Origin of the sequence: uncultured Flavobacterium sp., assembly GCF_951805225.1 — a bacterium.
In the GTDB taxonomy this organism is placed as follows: domain Bacteria; phylum Bacteroidota; class Bacteroidia; order Flavobacteriales; family Flavobacteriaceae; genus Flavobacterium.
In genome coordinates, this window is sequence record NZ_OX638201.1 from 3,136,931 (window position 1) to 3,161,767 (window position 24,837).

General features: G+C 33.3%; 14 protein-coding genes. 13 read left to right on the plus strand and 1 reads right to left on the minus strand.

The genetic code is table 11. The features are described from left to right. Nucleotides 1-247: 247 nt before the first annotated feature. From WN975_RS12545 to WN975_RS12555, 3 genes are all read left to right on the plus strand, one after another. Nucleotides 248-3,463 carry a TonB-dependent receptor gene (locus tag WN975_RS12545; protein WP_337966836.1) on the plus strand — a complete coding sequence of 1,072 codons (3,216 nt, stop codon included), beginning with the start codon at nt 248-250 and terminating at the stop codon, nt 3,461-3,463. Between the two features lie 315 nt (nt 3,464-3,778). After that, on the plus strand, nt 3,779-4,369 hold the full coding sequence (locus WN975_RS12550) for a TetR/AcrR family transcriptional regulator (protein ID WP_337966837.1): 591 nt from the start codon (nt 3,779-3,781) through the stop codon (nt 4,367-4,369). Nucleotides 4,370-4,434: 65 nt separating this feature from the next. After that, a complete protein-coding gene (locus tag WN975_RS12555; RefSeq protein WP_337966838.1) occupies nt 4,435-4,884 on the plus strand; it encodes a PaaI family thioesterase in 450 nt (149 codons plus the stop codon). A 48-nt stretch (nt 4,885-4,932) separates the two neighbouring features. On the opposite strand, the gene WN975_RS12560 is transcribed toward WN975_RS12555, so the two are convergent. Then, nucleotides 4,933-5,907 carry an integrase core domain-containing protein gene (locus WN975_RS12560; RefSeq protein ID WP_337964803.1) on the minus strand — a complete coding sequence of 325 codons (975 nt, stop codon included), beginning with the start codon at nt 5,905-5,907 and terminating at the stop codon, nt 4,933-4,935. 224 nt (nt 5,908-6,131) lie between these two features. On the opposite strand from WN975_RS12560, the gene WN975_RS12565 reads away from it, so the two are divergent. The 10 genes from WN975_RS12565 (at nt 6,132) to WN975_RS12610 (ending at nt 24,528) form a co-directional block, all read left to right on the plus strand. Further along, nucleotides 6,132-7,682, plus strand: a complete 1,551-nt coding sequence (locus WN975_RS12565; RefSeq protein ID WP_337966839.1) for a DHA2 family efflux MFS transporter permease subunit — start codon at nt 6,132-6,134, stop codon at nt 7,680-7,682. Between the two features lie 328 nt (nt 7,683-8,010). Further along, entirely contained in the window at nt 8,011-8,565 is a 555-nt protein-coding gene (locus WN975_RS12570) for a GNAT family N-acetyltransferase (protein ID WP_337966840.1), read from the plus strand. A gap of 375 nt (nt 8,566-8,940) precedes the next feature. Continuing rightward, complete coding sequence (gene hmpA / locus WN975_RS12575; protein WP_337966841.1) at nt 8,941-10,152, plus strand: NO-inducible flavohemoprotein; 1,212 nt, start codon at nt 8,941-8,943, stop codon at nt 10,150-10,152. Nucleotides 10,153-10,662: 510 nt separating this feature from the next. Beyond that, nucleotides 10,663-12,225, plus strand: coding sequence for a histidine kinase (locus WN975_RS12580; RefSeq protein ID WP_337966842.1), 1,563 nt, complete (start codon nt 10,663-10,665; stop codon nt 12,223-12,225). 106 nt (nt 12,226-12,331) lie between these two features. Then, a complete protein-coding gene (locus WN975_RS12585; protein WP_337966843.1) occupies nt 12,332-14,932 on the plus strand; it encodes a zinc-dependent metalloprotease in 2,601 nt (866 codons plus the stop codon). A gap of 30 nt (nt 14,933-14,962) precedes the next feature. Next, entirely contained in the window at nt 14,963-18,304 is a 3,342-nt protein-coding gene (locus WN975_RS12590; protein ID WP_337966844.1) for a SusC/RagA family TonB-linked outer membrane protein, read from the plus strand. A gap of 11 nt (nt 18,305-18,315) precedes the next feature. Then, on the plus strand, nt 18,316-19,635 hold the full coding sequence (locus tag WN975_RS12595; protein ID WP_337966845.1) for a RagB/SusD family nutrient uptake outer membrane protein: 1,320 nt from the start codon (nt 18,316-18,318) through the stop codon (nt 19,633-19,635). Between the two features lie 70 nt (nt 19,636-19,705). After that, nucleotides 19,706-20,464 carry a LytTR family DNA-binding domain-containing protein gene (locus WN975_RS12600; protein ID WP_337966846.1) on the plus strand — a complete coding sequence of 253 codons (759 nt, stop codon included), beginning with the start codon at nt 19,706-19,708 and terminating at the stop codon, nt 20,462-20,464. Nucleotides 20,465-20,768: 304 nt separating this feature from the next. Continuing rightward, nucleotides 20,769-23,171 (plus strand): TonB-dependent receptor, encoded by a 2,403-nt coding sequence (locus WN975_RS12605; protein WP_337966847.1) that lies wholly within the window; start codon nt 20,769-20,771, stop codon nt 23,169-23,171. A gap of 19 nt (nt 23,172-23,190) precedes the next feature. Next, a complete protein-coding gene (locus WN975_RS12610; protein WP_338140819.1) occupies nt 23,191-24,528 on the plus strand; it encodes a hypothetical protein in 1,338 nt (445 codons plus the stop codon). Nucleotides 24,529-24,837: the final 309 nt, after the last annotated feature.

The following is a 24,837-nucleotide window of genomic DNA, read 5'->3' on the forward strand; positions in this document are numbered from 1 at the left end:
TTACAATCCATAACATTAATTTAACACTCTAATGTTTCTCTAATCTACTTCAAATACAAACCTAATCTACTTATTTTTAGCATTTTGTTTAAACTATTGATTTTAAACACTTAATTGATTAAAGCTAAAATAACACGTTCATAATTTTGGGTTAACAATGAATATTTTTATCATTTTAAGTTAACAAAAGCGTTAAATCTGATCGGAACAAACTGGGTTTCTTTGTCAAATAAAAACTAAAAACAACATGACAAAACTAAAACTCTTTTTTTCGGCATTTATGCTTCTTGTTATGGGAAACATTTTTGCTCAAATTACAACCTCGTCATTATCTGCAAAGGTTAATGATGGAACCAGCCCACTTACTGACGCTGAGGTTACATTAACACATTTACCTACAAACGCTGTTTACAGAGCTACAACTGATAAACAAGGTAGATTTAGTTTCGAAAATTTAAATGCCGGTGGTCCTTATGAACTGGAAATTAAAAGTTCAGGCACCAAAGATTATTCTAATGCACAAATATTTTTAACTCTTGGTGATAATGATTTGCCAACAATTGTGGTTAGTAAAGCTGACAACAATGTATTGGAAGAAGTTGTAATTACGAGTTCTAAACCGTCATCAAAAAACAACGGAACTAATATTGGTGAAAAACAAGTAAACGGACTTCCGTTAATAAACAGAGGAATTCAGGATGTTACAAAACTGGTTCCGCAAAGTTCAAACAACTCATTTGCAGGAACTAACTTTAGATACAATAACGTAACTATTGACGGTTCGATAAACAATGATGCGATAGGTTTTAGTCCGTCTTTGGGTGGTCAATCCGGAACTTCTGGGATGCCAGGAAGTAGTACAAGATCAAATTCTATAAGTTTAGATGCGATTCAGGATATTCAGGTTTATATTGCTCCTTATGATATTAAATTAGGAAACTTTTTAGGAGGAAGCGTAAATGCCGTTACTAGAAGCGGTACAAACGAAGTAAGCGGTTCTATTTATAGTTATGGTAGAAGTGCTGCGATTACAGGTCCAAATAATGCTGGAGACGGTTCAAAAATGCCAAGTTCTTTTGGTGATTATCAAGTAGGTTTTAGATTAGGATTGCCAATTGTTAAGGATAAACTTTTCTTCTTTACCAATATGGAATATGCGGAGAGAACTGACCCTTTATTTTACAATGCAGGACAAACAAATTCTGCTGGAAAATTGACTTCATTAGTTGATAATGCAACAGCAGATCAGATTTCGAATTTCGTTAAAACAAACTACGGATTTGACGTAGGAAGTTCTGGAGCATACAACAACTTTGCAAAAAGCCAAAAATTCTTCAATAAATTAGATTGGAAAATTAATGACAAACACTCTCTTTCGTTAAGAAATAATACTGTAATTTCTCAAGCTTCGAACTTAGAGCGCGATGCAGCAAACTTTAGATTTTCAAGCATGGATTTTACGCAGAAAAACCAATCTATTAGTACGGTTTTAGAACTTAAAAGTCATTTCAATAGCCAATGGTCAAATTCATTTATTGCAAGTTATTCAGCAATTAAAGATTATCGTGATCCAAAATCAAGCAATATCATGTTTCCCCAAACAGAAATTGGTTATAAAGGAGGAACAATTTTCTTAGGAAATGACCGTGAAGCTACTGTATTTAATATGAAACAAAATACTGCCGAAATCACAGACAACTTAACATACAAAACAGGAAATCACACGTTCTTATTTGGTACTCACAACGAGTTTTATGACATCAATTACGGATTTGTAAATGCATTAAACGGAAGAGTTTCATACAAATCATTAGATGATTTCCTTAATAAACTTCCTTCTCGTGTTCGTGGAACTTACCCATTTGATGGTTCTACAAGAGACGAAATCTTCAATAATCCGTATGCTAAATTCAAAGTAAACTTATATAGTGTTTACGCACAAGACGAGATCAGAATTGGAAATAAATTGAAAGTTACTCCAGGTGTGAGAGTTGATTATACAGACTTGCCAAATAAACCAAAATTAAGCCCGCAAGTTCAAAATTCTCTAGCAGATCCTAATTATGGTAATACATACACATACACGCCATTAAGCCAAATAAATAACAACTTTTTTAGCACTGCATTAGTGTCTCCAAGAATTGGATTTACATATAATGTTGACGAAGATAAAACGCTTGTTTTAAGAGGTGGATCTGGAGTATTTACAGGACGTATTCCGTTTGCATGGTTAGGTTACGCATATTATAATGATGGTGTAGGTTACGGAAGTTATGACAAAAATAACCTTACTCCTGCTCAGGTTGCAGCAGCTGGAGATCCATTGGCAAACAACGGATTAAACGGATATCACGATGCAACTCCAAAAGTTCAGGCAGATTTAGTGGATAACAAATTCAAAATGCCGGCTGTTTTAAGAAACTCATTGGCAATCGATAAAATCATCGACGGATATAAATTTACAACTGAAGGTATTTATACTAAAGTAATTCGTGATCTTGAATTTCAACAAGTAAATAAACTGGATAATCCAACTTATTTCTCTTACGATACAAATCACCAAATGCCAATTTATGCAGCTAATATTAACCCTGCTTTTTCAAATGCATACTTGCTTTCAAACACAAGCAAAGGATACAGATACAGCATTACTGAGATGATCTCAAAAACGTATGATTTTGGTCTTAATTTTATGGTTGCTTATACTTACGGAGATTCACGTGACGTTACAAACGGAATTCGTAACTCTATGGAAAGTAACTTCCAAATGAACCAATCATTGACACCAAATGATCCTCAATTGGCAACTTCGAACTTTAATATCAAACACAGAATCGTTTCGAATGTAGGATATGCAGTAAAATTGGCTGATAACAATACTTTCTCTGCTAATGTATATTTTAATGCACAATCAGGAAATCCGTTTTCTTGGGGATTTGTAAACTCAACAATTGCAGGAACAGGACAAGCAGCAGGATTGGCTTATATCTTTAAAGATGCAACAGAAGCAGCGAAATATATTGGTGTAAGTTCAACAGGAGTTCCATCAGCGACAGCAGCACAACAAGTTGCAGATTACGAAGCTTTTGTTAACGGAAACGATTATTTAAAAAGCAGAAGAGGAACTTTCACACAAAGAAATGGAGATACAACTCCATGGAATATTCAGGCAGATTTGAAATTAATGGATGAAATCAAAGTTACAAAAGTTGGTACATTCCAAATTTCATTCAGCATGGCAAACGTTGGTAACCTTATCAACAAAGATTGGGGAAGAAGTTACTTTGTTCCAAATACATACAATTCAACAGCGAGCCTTGGTTTAACAAAATCAGGAAACCTTGGAGGTGTTGCCACTGGTGATCCAACATATACTTTCCAAAGACCTTCATCAACGCCTTATACTGTAGATCAGTTAGCGTCAAGATTCCAAGGACAATTTGGGGTTAGATATTCGTTCTAACAAAGACAGTGTTTATTTTTTATTTTTTTAGTCCGCCAGTTTCAATTTTGGAACTGGCGGACTTGTTTTTATATAAATCATACTTAATACCTGAAAATCAATGCTTTTAAATTAAGTTTTTTTATCCTGTATCGAATGAATCTCGCGCAAAGTCGCGAAGTCGCAAAGGAAAACTTTTAAACTTGGCGGCTTTGCGACTTTGCGCGAAATTTTTAAAATAACTACTCAAAAAACACTCAAGAACAAAATAATTTCAAAAAAACATTTATAATTATACCGATTGGTATATATTTGCAGTATCATAATTTAATCGTCATGAGTAAAGCCGAAAGAACCAAGCAATTTATTATCGAACAAACTGCTCCTATCTTTAATATGAAAGGATATAGCGGCACGTCTATGAGCGATATTACAGAAGCAACCGGACTTACAAAAGGTAGTATTTACGGGAATTTCGAAAATAAAGATGAGGTTGCTCTTGCCGCTTTTCAATACAATGTAAAAAGACTACAAGATGCTTTTTCACAAGAAATCGAAAAGCAAAACACCTTCAAAGGCAAATTACTTGTTTATCCCCGACTCTATTCTAATTACCTGGATTTAAGAGTCACAAAAGGCGGTTGTCCAATTTTAAATACTGCTATAGAAGCCGATGATACGCATCCGGTTCTTAAAAAAAATGTTGAACGCATTATTCTTTTCTGGAAACGAAAACTGATTCAATTGATAGAACAAGGAATCCTTGCCGGCGAATTTAAAGCAAAAGAAATACAACCCGAAAGAACCGCTTTAACCATAATTGCACTTATTGAAGGCGCTGTTATGATCTCAAAAATCACAGGAAATTTAAACGATTTGTCAACAGTAATGCTTTCGCTAAATAAAATCATTGAAGACTTAGAATAAAGCAACAACTCTTTTTTTATTATAAAAAATACCAATTGGTATATTAAATTAAAATCAAAACTAAAATGGAAACAATTTCAAGATTACAAGAACTCCAAAACCACATTGATAAAGAATTTACCGCATCGCCATCGCCTTTTATGCTTTGGATGCGACCAATTGTAATCGCTGCCGAAGAAGGAAGTGTAACTTTTAAATATCTGATAAGAGAAGAAATGTCAAACCCAATTAAAACCCTTCATGGCGGAGTTACAGCCGCAATTGCAGATGATTGTATTGGCGCAACAATGTTTTCTTATAATGAAAATAGCTTTTATGTTACTATAAATCTTGTCGTTGATTATTTCGCTCCAGCGAAAATTGGAGACACCATTTTTGCCAAAACATCTGTAATTAAAAAAGGAAAACAATTGGTAAATGCGCAATGCGAAATATGGAATGAAGATCACACCAGATTAATAGCCAGAGCTACTTCAAATATGCTTAAAACGGATCTCTCTAAAAGAAATTCTTAAGTTAAACCGCTTAATTAAACACAATATTGTCATTTCTGTAAAAGTCACTTATTTCGGTAACGGATTTATCATTTCAATTGGTCTTTTTCCGTCAATACCTTGATGTGGTCTTTCATGGTTATAATAATATAAATATTGCAATAGCTCTTCTTTTAATTCTTCTTGAGAATCAAAATCCGTATCCCTTAATAAATCATCTTCGAGAGTTCTCCAGAAACGTTCAACCTTGCCATTTGTCTGTGGTCTGTAAGGTTTTGTGTACCTATGAGTAATTCCTAATTCCATCAGCATTCTCTCAAAAGGATGCTGATATTTTTGTTTACTTGTTTTGATTCCAAATTCAGGTCCATTATCAGACAATACTTCTTCAAATTTTATCTCATAATGATCACTCAGGATGTTTAAACATTTTAATGTGGCAAACATAACGGTTAAAGCGGTAATATCAGGAATCACTTCAGCCCAGGCAATCCGGCTGTAATCATCAATTACACAAACTAAATATCGTTTTTTACTTTCTCCTCTTATGATACTTTTACTTAAGTGATGACAATCAATATGCCCAAGTTCTCCCATTCTTTCCTTGATTATTTTTTGATGATTCTTTTTAATCTTCGGAGTTAATCTATTGATTTTATTACGTTTTAAAATATTATAAACTCCAGAATATGATGGTGTATGCTTTCCTAATTTGGGCCTTAAGATACTAACAATTTCATATTTGTTGTTTCCTTTTTCTCGTAATTCAATTACTTTCTGCTCTATAAAAGCTAGCGGTCTTCTGGTTTTATATCTGGGACCTCGTTTCTGAGGAAGCAGATCCAATGATTTCCCACTTTGCTTATATCGATTATAATACTTTAAAAAACTCTTGCGGCAAGTGTCATTTGCTGCATAAAAATCCATTACCTTTTTATACAAAGGATGAGTTTTATTTTTTACCTGCTCATATTCTTTTATTAAAAAACGATACTTCTCTAAATAGTTTCGTTCTAAAGTGGAATCCTGACTATTATTTCTCATCGTAACAAAATTTATTAAAGTTAAATTTTGTTACCGAAATATCTAACCTTTACAATTTCGACGAAGGAGAAATCGCACTAGTTTATCGACAAAGATAAGTGATTTTGATTGCGAAGTTTCTAGTGTGATTTCTCCCTTTGGTCGAAATGACAAAACCTTTGTGACTTCGTTTCAAAATCATATTTTTTCAATCAAAAATATACCGATTGGTATAATTTAATATTATGACACCTTTTCAACGAAAACTACTCATCTTTACCGTAATCCTTGCCGCGATTATGGAACTAATTGATATTTCAATTGTCAATGTAGCTTTATATCATATGAGCGGAAATCTGGGCGCAACTCTCGAAGATACTTCTTGGGTAATTACTGCTTATGCAATCGCCAATGTAATCATTATTCCGATTACGAGTTTTTTGAGTGCCAATCTCGGAAGGCGAAATTATTACATTGGTTCTGTGATACTTTTCACATTTTGTTCCTTCATGTGCGGACATTCTTCTTCAATCTGGATGTTGGTATTTTTTAGGTTTTTTCAGGGAATTGGCGGAGGCGCACTTTTGTCAATATCTCAGGTTGTTGTATTTGAACTTTTTCCAAAAGAAAAACAATCAACAGCCGGAGCTTTATTTGGTGCAGGAATTTTTATTGGTCCAACTATTGGTCCAACTCTTGGCGGTTACATTACAGAAAATTACGATTGGCCGTGGATCTTTTTGATCAATATTCCAATAGGAATTTTGGTTGCTATTTCATGTTACTTTTTATTACAAGAACCTCCTGTAAAACCCGAAAAAGCAAAAGTAGACTGGACAGGAATTGGATTATTAGCCATTGGGGTTGGTTCTTTACAAACCGTTCTCGAAAGAGGCGAAGTCGAAGATTGGTTCGAAACCAGATACATTATTGTTTTAACCGTTATTGCCGTAACCACTTTATGCCTTTTTATCTATTGGGAATTAAAGGTCGATAAACCCGTCGTGAATCTTCGGGTTCTGAAAAGTAAATCACTTATTATAGCCGCGATTCTAACCTTTGTAACCGGTTTCGGAATGTTTATTTCTATATATCTAAGTCCCGTTGTTGTTCAGCGTCTTTTAAATTTTTCACCTTATCAAACGGGTTTACTTTTACTTCCCGGAGCTTTAATGGCATTATTAGCCTTAAAAATATGCGGAACTTTATTGCAAAAAGGAGTTTCACCCGTTACCATTATTGCCTTAGGATTTGTGCTCTTTATTTATTTTAACTGGAGAATGTCTGGTATTACCTTAAACACCAGTGCTTCTGAAGTTTCTACAGCACTTATTTTTAGAGCGCTTGGACTTGCTTTACTTACAGTTCCGTTAACAATGTTAGCCGTTTCTTCGCTCAAAGACAAAGATGTTGGGCAAGGCGCAGCGCTAAATAATATGATGCGTCAATTGGGCGGTTCTTTTGGTGTGTCGATTATAAACACTTATATCGCGCATCGTTTTGCGGATCATAGAAATGTATTAATTTCGAATGTTACGCCGGATAATGTAAAAGCAATGGACAGAATTAATGCTTACATCAATTATTTTCAGCACAAAGGTTTTGCTTATAATGAAGCCAAAATAAAAGCCCTGAAACTCATGGAAAATGTCATCGTGAGACAATCGTCTTTATTGAGTTATCGAGATGCTTTTGTCATCGTTGGATTGTTCTTTGTGATCACATTACCGCTTTTATTATTCGTAATGAACAAATCAAATAAGGTAAAACCTGGCGTTATAATTTCTGATCATTAAAGATATACGCCTATTTCTCAAAACTATTGTAATAATCTCGCAAAGTCACAAAGACGCAAAGTATTTTTATTTCACGCAGATTTAAAAAAGATTTAGGCTGATATATGCAGATAATTATATAATATTAAAAAAAATCTGCTTAAATCCGCGTAATCTGCGTGCTAAAACTTTGCGACTTTGCGAGAGATCGATTTGGCATCACTTTGACTTATCACAAAATACAAAACCAACTTATTGTTCGATTTCAAACATTATGTTAATTAAGATTAGAAATAAGGTCTAACTCTAAAAGTTGGTGTAATTTTGTAATTCATCAAAAATTTAGAAAATGATTATTAGAAAAGCCACTAAAACCGATTCAAAATTTATTGCACCATGTTTGTTATTGGCAATGGAAGATATCATCTATAAATTTATTGGAAAGAAAGATTACGATAGCGCAAGAGACTTTTTACTGTATTTTGTAGAAAGAGAAAATAATCAATACTCGTATCAGAATTGTTTTGTAGCCGAAGAAAACAACGAAATTATTGGCGTTGTGAATGTCTACAACGGAGCTGATTTAATTCCGTTGAGGTTGCCAATTATTGAATATGTTCACGCAAATTTTAATCCTGATTTTAATCCCGAAAACGAAACCCAAAGCGGAGAATTTTACATTGATTCTCTTGGCGTGAATCCTAATCATCAGGGAAAAGGAATCGGATCTAAATTGCTGCAATTTTTAATTGAAGAATTTGTAACCAAAAACAATCAAACTTTAGGTTTATTGGTTGACGAAGATAATCCGAATGCTAAAAAATTGTACTTAAAATTAGGTTTCAAATCTGTTGGAACTAAAACTTTGGTTGGAAAAACTTTAGAACATCTTCAAATTTCTTAGTTTTTTTGTTTCAGGTTTCAATGAATGCTGCTGTATTTTTTTACCGCAAAGTGCGCAAAGATTTTTTATTAGGGATTATGCATATTAAACGCAAAGTTCGCAAAGCTTTGTGTTGATGAAGCTTTGCGAACTTTGTGTTTGCTAAACGCGATACAGGATAAAAAACCTTTGCGCCCTTTGCGGTAAAATGACATAGAAATTCTATTCTCATTTCAAACCTAAAACCTTAAACATAAAAAACTATTCTTCTTTAATTTGGCTCTTATGATTTGAATCATAAAACGGAGCTTTATGGCGGGTTTAAATTTGTGAATATAAATTCTGAATGGGTTTATAGTACTTTAAAATTTAATTTCAAATTCAAATTATTAAAAGATGAATCAATATCAAAAAGACCTGATCAAAGCTACAATTCCAATTTTGAGATCGAGCGGCGAAGATCTTACCTACTATTTCTACACCCGAATGTTTAAAAATCATCCTGAATTGAAAAACATTTTCAACATGGGAAATCAAGCAAACGGAAAACAAAAATCGGCGTTGGCAAATGCTGTTTTGGCTTATGCCGAAAATATAGAAAACCCAGGCGTATTAATTAATGTATTAAAGGGAATTGGAACCAAACACAGAAGTTTGAATATCCAGCCTGAGCAATATAAAATCGTAGGAACACAATTGATCGCTTCTATTGGTGAAGTTGTTGGCGAAGCTGCAACTCCGGAAATCTTGGAAGCGTGGACAATTGCCTACAATCAGCTTGCGGAAATTATGATTGATCTTGAAAAAGAACTTTACAAAGAAAACGCTGCAAAATCCGGAAGCTGGAACGGATGGAGAAATTTTATAATTAAAAAAATAACGGACGAATCCAGCGAAATCAAATCGTTTTATCTTTATCCTGAAGACGGACAAAAAATCACAGATTTCCATTCCGGCCAATATATAAGTGTTCATGTTTTTGTTCCTGAATTAGGTTTCATGCAACCTAGACAATATAGTTTATCAAGTGGTTTTAATCCGGAATATTATAGAATTTCGGTAAAGAAAGAAATTGGAATGGATTCGAATCCATCCGGATTAGTTTCGAATACACTTCATTCAAAAATAGAAGGCGATATGATTTCAATTTCGGCTCCAGCGGGATTATTTCACTTAGAAAAAGATTCCGAAAATCCTTTGGTTTTAATTAGTGGCGGTGTTGGCTTAACGCCGATGTTGAGTATTCTGGAAACAAATGCAAGTTCTATTCAGAATAAAAAAACGGTTTGGGTTCACGGTTGTCGAAATGAATCTGTTCATGCTTTTAAAGATCAAATTGCTTCATTAAAACAAGAAGTAAAATGGCTTGAAACTTTCACTTTTTATGATTCATTAGAAAATTCCGAAAATCATTCGAGCCAAATAATTGAAGGCCGCGTTGATCTTAATAAATGTAAAGAAGCTATTTTACTAGAAGATGCAAAATTCTACATCTGCGGACCTGAAGTTTTTATCAAGAAACAATATCAAACATTAATCGATTTTAATGTAAATCATGAAAACATTTTCTACGAAGAATTTGGACCGCAAGTTATTAATTTGAACTAATTTTTTTGTTTCAGGTTTCAGGTTTCAAGTTTGAAATACTACATTATATATTTAACCGCAAAGTCCGCAAAGGTTTACGCTAAGTTCGCAAAGATCTTTGTGAAAAATGGGACGCTGATGACACAGATTAAACGGATTTACACTGATTGTTAATTTTAAATCTGTGTAAATCCGTTTAACCCGCTTAAATCTGTGGGCAAAGTTTAAACACATAGCTTTGCGGACTTTGCGTTTTTGTAAAAACATACTATAAAAAAAACTTCGCGAACTTTACGGTTAAATTACAAAGTGCAGTATTCGCATTTCAAACCTGAAAACTGAAACTTGAAACAATTTTCAAACTACATTTCTCCCTTAACAAGATTTTTACTAAGCGCATCGTCGAAAATACTGTTAACTTTTTATAACTAAATCTGTATCAGTCAAAAAATTATATATTTGCGCACGAAAAAAAATAATACCACATTGCTATAAGGACAAAAAGATGTCTTTATATTTTAAAATACACCTTTGAAATTTAATTTTAGAAATACTTTTTCCGGTAGGAACTTCTTCATTTTAGGAATCATTTTCGTTGTCCTTACGTTGGTTTCTATTTATATATTTAGTGGTTTAATGACGCAAATCACTGAAAAGTCAAATATTGCAACTGAACAACGCAGTTTACAAAAAAAGGAAGAAGTTATGGTTCAGGAATTGTCACGATTTCTTGAAACTCAAAATGAGCTGAAAAGTATTGTTGAGATGAGCAATACCAAAAACTTATCTGATAATCTAAAAGTTCTAAGTTCGATTCATGCCAATGACAATATTATCAAAAACAATTGGTTTCAGATTAATGATCAAAAACTAGAATTCACTTCTTCTATTAATAGTGAAGAAATCAAAACTTCTATAAAAGATTTTGTTGCTAAAAACAGAATGCTGGATAAGTCAAACTCCATTGTCGAAGATCCTCAAAATTTTTCCTGGCGCATCTATTATAAGTATGTTTCCCAAAATGGAACTGTAATTCGATACGGATATGATATTGATTTGAAATCAATGCAATCTTATTTCGCCACGATCGATCAAAAGTCACCAACTTATGCTTTTGTATTTGACAAAAAGGGAACGATCATTTTTCATCCCGAAATAAAATTGCTGGAAAAGAATATTTTTAAGGTTACAAATATCGCTCTTAAGGATACCACTTTTACAGATCAGGATAGTTTTAATAGAAAAATAGCACTTTCGGAATATTTAGGTTTGGACATTGTACGTTATACAAAGCGATTGAATCTAAAAGGTACAAATTGGTATTTGTGTGTCAACTTTCCTAAAAAGATTTCATCAGAAGATGTCGATGCGGTAAAAAAGTATGCTTCCTTAATTTATATTATTACGACTGCAATTTTAATTGTGTTCTTTTATTTGTTTACGATTTTTACGCGGAGAACTTTTCAGGAAAAAACAATCTTGTCTCAGGAAAAAAATAAGCTTCTTTTAGAAAATGAAAAAATTAATAAGGAGAAAGCGTTAATCCAACTCCAACAATTAAAGGAGCAAATTAATCCGCACTTTTTATTTAATTCTTTGAATTCGCTTTATATGCTTATCGAAAGTAATACTGGCGTGGCGCGAAAATTTACTTTGAATCTTTCGAAGATTTATCGATACCTTATTAATCCACCAGTTAATAATATTGTTACGGTTCAGGAAGAATTGCTTTTTATTGAAAAATATATATTTCTGCAACAAACGCGATTTACAGAAGAATTTGTTTTTACGATTACGATCGAAGACGAAAGCATTTTGGCTAAAAAGGTTCCTTATTTGGCTTTTCAGATTGCGGTAGAAAATGCGATCAAGCATAATATCGCTTCTGATGAAAATCCGTTGAAAATAACGATAGATATTAAAGAAAATGTAGCAATCATTACCAATAACTTAAACGAAAAGCAAAACTTCGGGAAAGAATCCAAGTTTGGTCACAAATATTTAGAAAGTATATACAATTTCTACTCTAAAAAAGATTTTAAAACCTTCAAAAAAGATGGTGATTTTACTTGCATTTTACCCTTAATTGGATAGAAAAAAAACATTCACTCCCAAAAAAAAGCCACTCACTCCTTTTTGTTTTTTTTAACAAATCTGGCATTATATTTTTATCATAAAATTAACCTAAAATTAACTTTAAATGGGGAAAAATGCAATGTTGGGAACCCTAAAAATCATCTTAGTTCTTGCACTATTATTTAGTACGGGCACGATGGTTTCTCAAAAAAAGGATAAAAAGAAAAAAGAAGACAAAACAGAAGCCGCTAAAGATTCTGTTAAATCTTCTAAAGGAAAAAAATATGATGATCTAGTAAAACAAGGAACTTTCAAAAAAGGATTGTTCAATACGATTCAGGTAAAAACGGATCTTTATTTAGAGATAAATGATTCCCTTTTTCAAAGAGAGTTTTTAGTGGTTAATAAAATTTCAAATGTTCCTTTACCTGTTAATGATGCAGGTCTTAATAAAGGAATGAATTACGAAAATAAAATCATCACTTTTCATAAAGATCTTGTTGCTAAAAAAGTTTGGGTAAAATCTTCTGAACCTAAAGTTTCTTCTCCGGTTGGCGACGCAATTACAGCTTCTGTAAACAGTAACTTTTCTGAGTCTATTATAGAGGTCTTTGATATCGAAACAAAAAATAACGATTCGACATCGGTTATTATCAAAGCAAATAAGGTTTTTGACGGAAAACAAAAAAGTTTCAATGATGTATTAAGCAATATTGGCTTTGGCGGATCTGTAAAATCGGACTTGTCGTATATAGAAAGTGTGAAAACATTTCCTAAAAATATCGTTGTTAAATCTCAGCTTACTACTTCTGTAAGTGAAGGAGGTCCTGCATTGTCTGTTACAATTGGGGTTACTTCTAATATTATATTATTGGACAAAGTTCCAATGCAACCACGTTTTGCGGATAATCGTATTGGATATTTCGCAGAAAAACACTGGTACTTTAATGACAATCAACATGCTGTTCTTGAAAAAGAATTGATTACACGTTGGAGATTAGAGCCTAAAAAAGAAGATATTGAAAAATACAAAAAAGGTGAATTAGTAGAACCTAAGAAACCTATTATATATTATATCGATCCATCGACTCCTAAACAATGGCGCTCTTATATTATAGAAGGTGTTCGCGATTGGCAAGTGGCTTTTGAGAGAGCTGGTTTTAAAAATGCTGTAATCGCAAAAGAACCTACTGCAGAAGATACTGATTTTGATATCGATGACGTTCGTTACTCGGTTATTACTTATGTAGCGTCACAAAAATCAAATGCTATGGGACCTGCAGTTGTAGATCCTAGAAGTGGAGAAATTATCGAATCAGATATTATCTGGTGGCATAATGTAATGACTTCTTTGCAAAGTTGGATGCGTATTCAAACTGGTGCGATCGATCCAAAAGCAAGAGGAAACAAATTTAGCGATGAACATATGGGTGAAGCTATCCGATTTGTATCGTCTCACGAAGTTGGACATACTTTTGGTCTGAAACATAATATGGGAGCTTCTTTTGCATATCCTGTAGAATCTCTTAGATCTCCAGAATTTACATCAAAAATGGGCGGAACTGCTCCATCAATCATGGATTATGCTCGTTACAATTATATTGCTCAACCTGAAGATCACGTAGAAGCTATTACGCCAAAAATTGGTGAATATGATAAATATGCTATTGAATGGGGTTACAGATGGTATGGAGATCAAACTGAAGAGCACGCAGCATTAAACAATCTGATTGCAAAACATCAAAATGATCCTCTTTATTTCTACGGAGAACAACAAGATGGAGATAATACTATTGATCCTCGCTCACAATCTGAAGATTTAGGTGATGATGCAATGAAAGCGAGTGAATATGGCCTTAAGAACTTAAAAAGAGTTGTAAGCAATATTCTGGAATGGAGTTATGATAAAGATGAATCTTATTACCAAACCGGTAAACTTTATATAGGTGCGATTGGTCAATGGAATCTTTACAATTATCATGTATTAAGCAATCTTGGAGGTGTTTATTTAAATACTACAGTTCACGGTGATAACAAACAAAGTTATGTTCCGGTTCCGGCTGCTACACAAAAAAGAGCCGTTGCATATTTATTAAAAAACAGTATTGCGCTTCCGGATTGGTTGTTTTTTAACCCGATTTTAGATAAAACAAATCCGTTGAAAGATTCTCCTCTTGGACCTTATGAATATACACCATATACTCTGGCGAGAGAATTACAAAATTGTGTTTTTTACAGCATGTTGAGCGATGATCGTTTATTGAGAATGACCGAAAATGAATTGTATCAGCGTAATGGTGCTAAAGAAAATGTATTTACGGTTACACAATTATTCCAAACCTTACGTCAAAGCATTTTTGCTCCAACAATCCAGAACAAGTCATTGACGATTCTGGAACGTATGACTCAAAAGAATTACGTTGATGTATTGATTGTTTCGACCAATAAACTTTTTGAAAAAACGGATGTTAAGAAATCGCTTCAATTAGAAGAAACATTAAGCATGCCTCATTTGTGTGATTATTTAGATGAATCAAAAATGGCACGTAACATTAATCAGTCTTCTCTAAAAAGAGTTACTGAAGTTACTTCTGATAAAAAAGGCGAATTGAATCAGATACTTCAATTATTGAAATCTAAAAGAAGCATCGGAAACCAAGAAACTAAGAATCATTATTTCGATTTGATTCAACGTATTGAAAAGGCATTAAGCAACACATTATAAAAATTTTAACCAAACTCCAAACACAAACTAATGAAGAATTTATTTTACATGCTGAGTTTCCTTCTTGCCCTTTCCGGGTATGCGCAGGAAAGGACAATTAAAGGAACGGTAGTTGATGCCAAAGACGGACTGCCAATACCAGGTGTTACTGTTTTTGTAGAAAACAGTTCCGTATCAAACAATACACAACAAAAAGGTGTGATCCAAAGTTCAAGCCTTGGAACCGTAACTGATTTTGACGGTACATTTGAATTTAAAATTAACAGTAATATGAAAAGTTTAAGAGTAACTTATATGGGTTACCTTCCTTATACTATTGATATTTCGGCACAGAACAACTACACAATTTCTTTAAAATCTGACGTAGCAGAATTGAAAGAGATCGTTGTAACTGGTTACCAAAAAATCGAGAAAAGAAAATTAACATCGGCTGTTGCACAAGTTGAAATGGCAGATATCAAACAAGCGGGTGTTGCGAGTTTGGATCAAATGTTAATTGGTCAGGTTGCGGGTGTAGCGGTAACGCAACAAACGGGAGCTCCTGGAACAATCTCAAAAATCAGAATTCGTGGTACTGCATCTCTTAATGGTGCTCAGGATCCGTTATGGGTTTTAGATGGTTTACCTCTTGAAGGAAATGATGTTCCTCAAAACTATGACAAAGATAATATAGATGTATTAAGTAACTTTTCTATCGCAGGATTAAACCCTGATGATATCAAAGATATTACCATATTAAAAGATGCTGCTGCAACTGCTATTTACGGAGCAAGAGCTGCAAATGGTGTTATTGTGGTAACAACTAAAAAAGGAAGAAAAGGAAACATGAAAGTAGACTTTAACGTTAATACTTTTGTGACTCAAAAACCTGATTTTTCTAAATTAAACCTTATGAATTCTTCTCAAAAAGTAGATTTTGAACTTTCGCTAGCTTCAAGAGAAGATTTGACTTACAGAGACACGGCTGGGGAAATTTCCCGCATTCTAAACCAGGCTAATGAATTAGGAGCCTATAGATCGGGAGGTTTTTCGTCTCTAAGTCCAACAACACAAAACTCAATCAATGCTTTAAGAGGTAATAATACCAATTGGGGTGATTTATTGTACAGAGCTGCTTTCAATACACAATACGGATTAAGTTTATCTGGTGGTGGAGAAAGATCTGATTACTATTTCTCTTTAGGAGCTTATAATGAAGAAGGTGCTACTGTAGGAACTGGTTTTGACAGATACAACGTAACCTTAAAAAACAACTTTGATGTAACTGATAAATTACATGTTGGAGTTGGAATTTTTGGTACTCAAAGCAGAAAAACAAGTTATCTTTCTGATACAGATGGCTTTACAAATCCTTCTAACTATTCAAGAAACGTAAACCCATATTTGACTCCATTCAATGCTGATGGAAGTTATAGATATGATAAAGATGTTAAAGGATATGGAAATGGTTCTGTATATGTTCCTTTTAACTTCTTGGAAGAAAGAGAAAATACAAATTACGAATTACTAACAAGATCAGTAAAAGCATTACTTGATGTTGATTATACTATTACAAAAGGCTTAAAAGCAAGTACTCAAATTGGTTTACAGTTTGACAACAATGCTTCTGAAAAATACGCTGGAAAAGACACTTACTATACAAGAAAAGAAAGAGAAAAAACAAGTGTATTCTCAAACGGAGCTTATAATTATTTCCTTCCTGTTGGTGGAATTATCCAAAATTCAAACACAGACTTTTTCCAATACAACTGGAAAACTATGGTAAACTATAATACTACTCTTGGAGGAAAACATGAGTTAGAATTTATGGTTGGTAATGAATTAAGAAAAAACAAAAGCACTTCTATTGCTACGAAAGCTTTTGGTTATGACCCAAAAACATTGACATCAACTCAAATTATTTTTCCAACTGCAAGCTATGCAGCTGACACAAACTATAGAACGTATTTAAAGAGTGAAAACGAAAATGCATTTGCATCGTTTTTTGCAACAGCATCTTATACTTATGACAGAAAATATACTTTCTTTGGAAGTGTTCGTTATGATGGATCAGATTTATTTGGTGCAGACCCTAAATACAAATACTTACCATTATGGGCAGTTTCTGGTTCATGGGCAGTATCTGAAGAAAATTTCTTAAAAGACAGTGATGTAATTTCTAATTTAAGATTACGTGCGTCTTACGGTTTACAAGGAAATATCGACAAAAATACTTCACCGTATGTAGTTGGTATCAACCAAAATGCTGTTATTTTACCAGGACAAACAGAACCTATTATTACAGTATTATCTCCTCCAAATGATAAATTAAGATGGGAAAAAACTACTAATACTAACGTTGGAATGGACCTTGGTTTATTCAAAAATCGTATCAACATTGTTACTGATGTTTACGGAAGAAAAAGTACTGATTTAATTGGTTTACAATCACTTGCTCTAGAAAACGGATTTGAATATACAAACGCTAACTGGGCGCAGGTAACTAATAAAGGATATGAAATTTCTTTGTCTACAAGAAACATTGATCATCCAAACTTTAAGTGGAATACAACAATTAATTTTGCTCACAATAAGAGTAATGTAGATCGTATTCAAACAAGATCTAACAGTTATTTACCTTCTAGAGAAGGACTTCCGGTGAATGCGGTATTCGCATTAAAAACTGCAGGAATTGATGAAAACGGTTATCCTTTATTTGTAAATAAAAAAGGAGAAACTGTAAACTCACAAACCTTTTTTGCCCTTTTTGACCCATATGCAGATTTTTTCCCGGGAGTTCTATCTCAATCTAAACTTACAGATGCTGAAACAAGAGATTTGTTTACTTATGTAGGAGATTTAGATCCTAAATTTACTGGTGGTTTCATGAATACATTCAAAGTTCATAATTTTGATCTTACAATTGCTACTACTTTCAATATCAAACAAACTGTCGTTGAAAAACCTACTTTCAACGGTACACAATTAGATCGTGGTCAAAACTATACTACTGATGCGCTTAATGTATGGTCACCTACTAATACAGGTTCACACATACCTGGAATTACTAGTGAAACTTCAGGAACAGGAGATTCATGGATGGCTTACCAATGGTATTCTGGAGGAAATCAACTTCCAATGTACAACTACTTAGATACATGGGTTCATGAAATGAGTTTTATGCGTGTAAGCAGTGTTCGTTTTGGATATTCTTTACCTAAAAAAGCTGTAAACAGTTTGTTTATGGATAACGTTAGATTTAGTATTGAAGGTAGAAACCTATTCGTAATCAGCTCTGATTTCAAAGGTTACTTCGACCCGGAAACTTACGGAAATATCTATGCACAACCAATCCCAAGATCAATTTCTTTAGGATGTAACCTAACTTTTTAATCTGATTCAAAATGAAAAATATATTAAAATACGTATTCTTTGCCAGCGTAGCGATTACTACCGTAAGCTGCGATAATTATCTTGATGTTAAGCCAGTTGGTAAAGTAATTCCGGAAACTTTGCAAGATTACAGAGCCGTAATGACAAAAGCATATTCTATAACTGCAATTCATAAAGCATTATCTGCTGTGAGAGCAGACGAATTGACTTTTGATGAATTCAATGATAATGCTGCTTTCTATAGAGATCATTATATCTGGAATGATGTCAATCCTGATAAAACTACAAACAGCTTTCCATATGCTACTTTGTATAACAGAATTTTTTATACGAATGTAATTATCACTGAAGCAAGCCAAAAATTAGCGCCTTCTGCAGAGAAAGACCAATTACTTGGAGAAGCTTATGCATTAAGAGCTTTAACTTACTTTGATTTATTGAACATATTCAGCAAACCTTATAATGCTGCAACAGCTGCAACAGACAAAGGTGTTCCATTGGCTTTAAAAATAGATTTAGAGCAAGCATATGTTCCACAAAGTGTTGCTGTTATTTATGATCAGATTTTATCTGATAACGAAGAGGCAAAAAAATTATTGAATTTAGATACGCAAGCAACAGGTCTTAATTACCGTTTTTCTAAAGCTTCTATTTATACAATGGAATCTCGTATTTTCCTTTACAGAAAAGAATGGGCTAAAGCTATTGAAGCTGCAGATAAAGCAATGACATACAAAAATGCTTTAATAAACTTAAATACTACAGCTGCTTTACCTAACCTTTATAATGGACCGGAATCTATTTTAGCGCTTGAAGATCCTTTTATCAATATCCTAAAAGGAACTACATATGCTTCACCAACTTTAACTGGAGCTTATGATAAAACAAACGACTTACGTTTTGCTTTGTATTATCAAGCAAGCGGAAGCAGATTCAAATTTAGAAAAGGTGGAGATATCGCTCAAAAATGTACTTTCAGAACTTCTGAATTATATTTGACAAAAGCAGAAGCTTCAGCACAATTGAACGATCTTCCAGCGGCAAGAACAACAGTTTTAGCTTTTATCAAAAACAGATATAATACTGCAGGTTACAACACATTGAGCACATCAATTGCTACAATGTCACAAACTCAGATTCTTGATCTTATTGCTCAGGAAAGACAACGTGAGTTTGCAGTTGAAGGTCACCGTTGGTTTGACTTAAGAAGAACAACTCAACAACAAATCATCCATACATTTGGTGGAGAAGATTATAAACTTATTGAAAATGACCCGCGTTATACGCTTCCATTTCCACAAGAAGCAAGATTAAACAATCCTGATTTGTAATTAAAATTGTAATTGAATTAGCTCCGTTTTTAACGGAGCTTTTTTTTTACCTTTGCAGAAAATAAACCAAATGAAAATTGTCATTATTGAAGACGAGCATCTTGCTTCAAGCTATCTGAAATCAATTCTGGAACAACAAACTATAATTTCAATTAGTGAAATTTCTGTACTGAAATCAGTAAAGGACGCCGTTGCTTTTTTTAAAACAAATACGGTCGATCTTGCCTTTATGGATATTCATTTGGGAGATGGAAAAAGTCTGGACATTTTTGAACAAACACTCGTTTCATGTCCCGTTATTTTTATCACGGCTTACGATTCTTATGCTGTAAAAGTTTTCAAGCATTTCACGATTGATTACCTTCTGAAACCTTATGAAGAAGAAGAATTACTGGAAGCTTTAATCAAATACAAAAACATTAAAGAAACCTTTAATACCAACTTAATTGTTGAATCACTTGTTGAAATTGAAAATCAAAGCAACATTCAGCATCACTTTTTAGTCAGTCACAGAGACAAACTCATTTCTATAAATGATACGGCAATCACCTATTTTTTTGCCACAGGAAAACATATGTTTATCTATACCAATTCGGGTAACAGCTATTTGTACAATAGTAATTTAACCGATTTAATCAATAAAGTTGATCCGGTTCTTTTCTTTAAAATCAACCGAAAATATATCATAAACAGACATCATATTCAGGAAATCATTAAACATTCGAGTCAAAAAATCGAATTGCTTTTAAACGTTTCTATTCCCGAAAATGAACCTATTATTTTAAGCAAAAAGGAAATCAATAATTTCAAAAACTGGTTGGATTCCTAAACAAAAAAATTTTCCTATACAAAACTACAATTTAAGTTTAATTCAAAACACGAATTTCACGAATTAGCACGAATTAAATTTGCGAAATTAATTTCACAAGCTTAATTAATGATTACAATTCGTGCTAATTCGTGAAATTCGTGTTTTCTTCTATAACTCCTATTCCTTCTTCAATCAAAGCGTTAACTCTCCTATTTCAACATTAAAATTTCTAATGTAATTCTAATAATCTTCTAATCGCTTTATTTAGATTAAATATAAACAACGACGTAAGTTTGCCCTTCTATTGATAAGTAAATAAGTTATGCGTTTTCTATTGTTTGTGTTTTTGTTCGTTCATTTTTCAGGTTGGTCTCAAAAAGGAAATATTACCGGAAAAGTAACTTTTGGAAGTACTGAGTCTGCATTTGGAGCTTCGGTAACAGTTACAGAAACTCAGAAATTTGTTGTTGTTGACAACGACGGTCAATTCGAAATAAAAGGATTATCATACGGAAATTACAGTTTGATAATATCTTCGCTTGAAGCGAAAGCAAAAACCATAAATGTTGTGCTAAACAGCACTTCACAACAACTAAATATTGTTCTTGAAAAAAATGATCCAAAAGCTTTAAAAGAAGTTGTTGTTCAAAAAACATCGGTAAAAAAAGAAATTCAAAACAAAGGTTTTTCGGTAAACGTAATTGAAACAAAAGATGCCGCTCAAAGAAATCTCCAAACCAATGAATTACTGGATCGTTCTGCAGGAGTTAGAATCAGACAAAACGGAGGAATGGGTTCGAGCGTTAATTATAACCTCAACGGAATGTCTGGAAACTCTATTAGAATTTTTATTGACGGAATTCCGCTTTCTACATACGGATCTTCTTTTAACCTCAACAGTATTCCACCTGCATTAATTGAGCGAATCGAAGTTTATAAAGGAGTTACGCCAGCAAATTTAGCAGACGATGCTTTGGGCGGCGCCATAAATGTTATACTAAAAAAAGGTGCAAAAAACACGGTAAATGCTTCTGTTTCTTATGGCTCTTTCAATACTGCTCAATCTAATTTTAATACAACCTATCGCGACAAATCTGGTTTTACTTTAAAAGGTTCGGGATTCTATAATTATTCGGATAACGATTATGAGGTTTGGGGAAGATTTATTTACAATATTTTGCCTGACGGACGATATGATTATGTGAGAGTAAAGCGTTTCGAAAATAGATACAGATCTTATGGCGGAAGATTTGAAGCCGGTTTTACAGATGTTAAATGGGCCGACACTTTTTTAATTGGCTTAAATATGTCCGAAGATCACAACCAAATTCAGCACGGTCAATATATGACTAAACCTTATAAAGGACGTTTTTCTGAAGCTGATGCAACGGCGATAAGTTTGAATTATTCGAAAAAAGATTTCCTTTTTAAAAGTCTTGATTTCTCCACAAATACAGTTTATAGTAAAAGACATGAAATGGTAAATGATACCGTAAAATGGAATTACAATTGGTATGGAGAAAAAGCACTTGGATTATACGGTACGCCAATTTTATCAAATACCGGTGCGCAACAAACCGGACCAACAATCAATACAATTACAAGTAATATTTTAAGTTCAAGAAGCATATTTACCTATAATATCAATGAAAAAAACAGAATCGTTTTTAGTAATTTATATTATATGGTTGACAGAAATGATGACGATTTATTGAAACCGGAATTTCAAAATGATTTTGAAGCAACTCGCGATTTACAAAAAACCGTTACTTCTCTGGCTTATGAAATGCAGGCTTTTGATTCTCGTTTAAGAACCAATATTTTCGGGAAGTTTTATGAACAAAAAGTAAACGAAAGTAAACCGGAAATCGTAAATCAAAATGGTCAGAATGTTATCGTCGAAAAACTAAATCAAAGCACTACTCCATTTTTTGGATACGGACTTGCAACTTCTTATTTCATTACGCCACAAATAATGATTTCGGCATCTGCTGAAAAAGCGATTCGATTACCAAACGAAATTGAAATATTTGGAAATCCAGGCGAAAACATAACCGGAAATTCTGATTTGAAACCGGAACAAAGTGATAATTTAAATGTTGGATTTCAATTTGGTCCTTACAAAACAAACCAACATAAAATCTCGGTTGCAACTTCAGGTTTTATTCGAAATGCAACAGATAAAATTGTTCGAACTTCGGGAAATCGTGTAAATGATGCGATTCAAACTTTGCCTTTTGAAAATTTAGGAAAAACGCAATCCATTGGTTTTGAAGCTTCTTTTGATTATGTTTTCAAAGATCGTTTGTTTATTTCGATGAATATGTCAAAGTTCAATTCGTTGTTCAAAATGCAATTTGATAATAATGGAGGTCAATTATCAAACTACAACAAGCAATTGCCAAATGAACCTTTCTTTACTGTAAATGCAAACGTTCAGTACAACTTTAAAGAACTGATTCAAAAAAATTCACAATTAAATCTCTACTACAACTGCGGTTATGTTGATCCGTTTGCAACGCTTTGGATCGATGTAATTAACTCTGAAACACCTGCACAATTTTCACAGGATTTAGGTTTGAGTTATGCTTTTCCGAATAAACAGTTTGTAGTAAGTTTTGATGCCAAAAATATTTTCGATAAACAGATTTTCGATAATTACGCCGTTCAAAAACCCGGACGCGCCTTTTATCTAAAGCTGAATTATACCATCAATAATTTTTAATATCTAATTTTTTAAAACAATGAATATGAGAAAAAGTACGTTCAAACTACTTGCATGTGGTTTAGTTTTAAGCACATTATCATTTACTGTAAGTTGCAGCAGCAATGACGACAAAAATACAGATCCTGTAAATCCGGAAACTCCAGATCGTTGGATCACAGTTTCGGGAGCTTTAATGCAAGATGCGCCTGGAGACGGAAACGGTGGAACTATGGTTTATGCAGTAACGAAGCAAAATGCAAAAGATCCAAACTATTCTATCAATGTTTATGAAAGCGGAATGCCGGTTCAATCGAACAGAACTGCTCGTTTGCAATCGTCTGTAGACGGAAGCACACTTTTTAACATTACTTATACTGGTGCAAACGGTGGAGAGTTTATGACGTATAAAGTAAACGGAGCCAAAAATTTTACACAATCAGGAACGACAGTAAATATTTCTCAATATGCGGGAACTTCACCAAGATGGAACAAACTTTTTGACGGAGATAAATCTGGTGTTGCAGTAAATGTAACTGCTCCTGTAATCAAAACAAATGACGATAAAACGTATAAACATACAAGAGGAACTGCAACAATTTTAGGATTAGATCTTAAAAATATTTTGATTTCAGGATACAAACAATATGAACTTCCTTTGACTGCTGAAGAAGAATCACTTGGACATCATATTTTCCGTTTGGATGCTCCGACATTAAACAAAGCAGGAAACAAATTAATCGTTGGTACATGGATGCGTAAAACAAATCCGGCTACGGGACAAAACGAAGCTACATTTAATCGTTTAGGTTCTAAATCTGTTGTGGTAGATTATCCTTCGTTAGAAAATCCAAAAATTATTACCTCTACAGTTGGTTTTGGAGACACAAGTGGTTTCCGTAGTTTCAACAGCTTTTTAGGAACAGACGGTAATATTTATCAGGCAACTCAAAGAGACACAGATAAAGGTTCTTACATTCTAAGAATCAACCAAAATAATGAATACGACAACTCTTTTGTTCTTAGTTTAGATACTGCTCTTGGCGTAAAAGGATCTTATATCGACGCTTGGAGATATGCTGGAAACGGAATTGCTTATGCACTTTATACGCACGCCGGAGCTGGTGAACAAGGTTTTGTAGCCAGAATTGACCTGAATGCAAAAACAGTTCAAAAAGTAGAAGGTATTGCTTATGATCCAGCTTTAGATTTTGGTCAATACCAAGGTTTTGTAGTAGATGGAAACGAACTTTATATAGCTGTTACACCAGTTGGAAAAGACGGAAACATCTATGTAATTGATATTCCTAGCGGAGCAGTTACTAAAGGTGCAAAACTAATCAACAAGCCTGGAAACCATTATATTGGTGTATTCTAAAAATTTACAGTAACAGAAATGTTTGCTGTAACAAATGCGATTACTTGTTTTTTAATTAGAACATTCTGCTTCAGATCTCGGGAGTAGAATGTCTCTAATAAAGTATCATTTGTTGGATTATTTTTTTTTAATAAAAGAGCTGTAATAAAAAACAGCTCTTTTTTTGTTTCTATATAAAGCCTTTATTTTTCTATAATTGTTATAAATGAATGGATTATGCTAAAAACTCAATTATGAATTATCATTCAAAAGAGTTAAATTTATTATAATAAGCTTTACTCTTTGTAATAAAAATAGCTCTATCTTAGC

Excerpts from the sequence above, each read along its gene's own strand:
- hmpA (WP_337966841.1), top strand. The coding sequence starts at position 8,941 with ATGAATCAATATCAAAAAGACCTGATCAAAGCTACAATTCCAATTTTG.
- WN975_RS12610 (WP_338140819.1), top strand. The coding sequence starts at position 23,191 with ATGAATATGAGAAAAAGTACGTTCAAACTACTTGCATGTGGTTTAGTT.
- WN975_RS12605 (WP_337966847.1), top strand. The coding sequence starts at position 20,769 with ATGCGTTTTCTATTGTTTGTGTTTTTGTTCGTTCATTTTTCAGGTTGG.
- WN975_RS12590 (WP_337966844.1), top strand. The coding sequence starts at position 14,963 with ATGAAGAATTTATTTTACATGCTGAGTTTCCTTCTTGCCCTTTCCGGG.
- WN975_RS12585 (WP_337966843.1), top strand. The coding sequence starts at position 12,332 with ATGGGGAAAAATGCAATGTTGGGAACCCTAAAAATCATCTTAGTTCTT.
- WN975_RS12555 (WP_337966838.1), top strand. The coding sequence starts at position 4,435 with ATGGAAACAATTTCAAGATTACAAGAACTCCAAAACCACATTGATAAA.
- WN975_RS12560 (WP_337964803.1), bottom strand. The coding sequence starts at position 5,907 with ATGAGAAATAATAGTCAGGATTCCACTTTAGAACGAAACTATTTAGAG.
- WN975_RS12570 (WP_337966840.1), top strand. The coding sequence starts at position 8,011 with ATGATTATTAGAAAAGCCACTAAAACCGATTCAAAATTTATTGCACCA.
- WN975_RS12595 (WP_337966845.1), top strand. The coding sequence starts at position 18,316 with ATGAAAAATATATTAAAATACGTATTCTTTGCCAGCGTAGCGATTACT.
- WN975_RS12545 (WP_337966836.1), top strand. The coding sequence starts at position 248 with ATGACAAAACTAAAACTCTTTTTTTCGGCATTTATGCTTCTTGTTATG.
- WN975_RS12600 (WP_337966846.1), top strand. The coding sequence starts at position 19,706 with ATGAAAATTGTCATTATTGAAGACGAGCATCTTGCTTCAAGCTATCTG.
- WN975_RS12565 (WP_337966839.1), top strand. The coding sequence starts at position 6,132 with ATGACACCTTTTCAACGAAAACTACTCATCTTTACCGTAATCCTTGCC.
- WN975_RS12550 (WP_337966837.1), top strand. The coding sequence starts at position 3,779 with ATGAGTAAAGCCGAAAGAACCAAGCAATTTATTATCGAACAAACTGCT.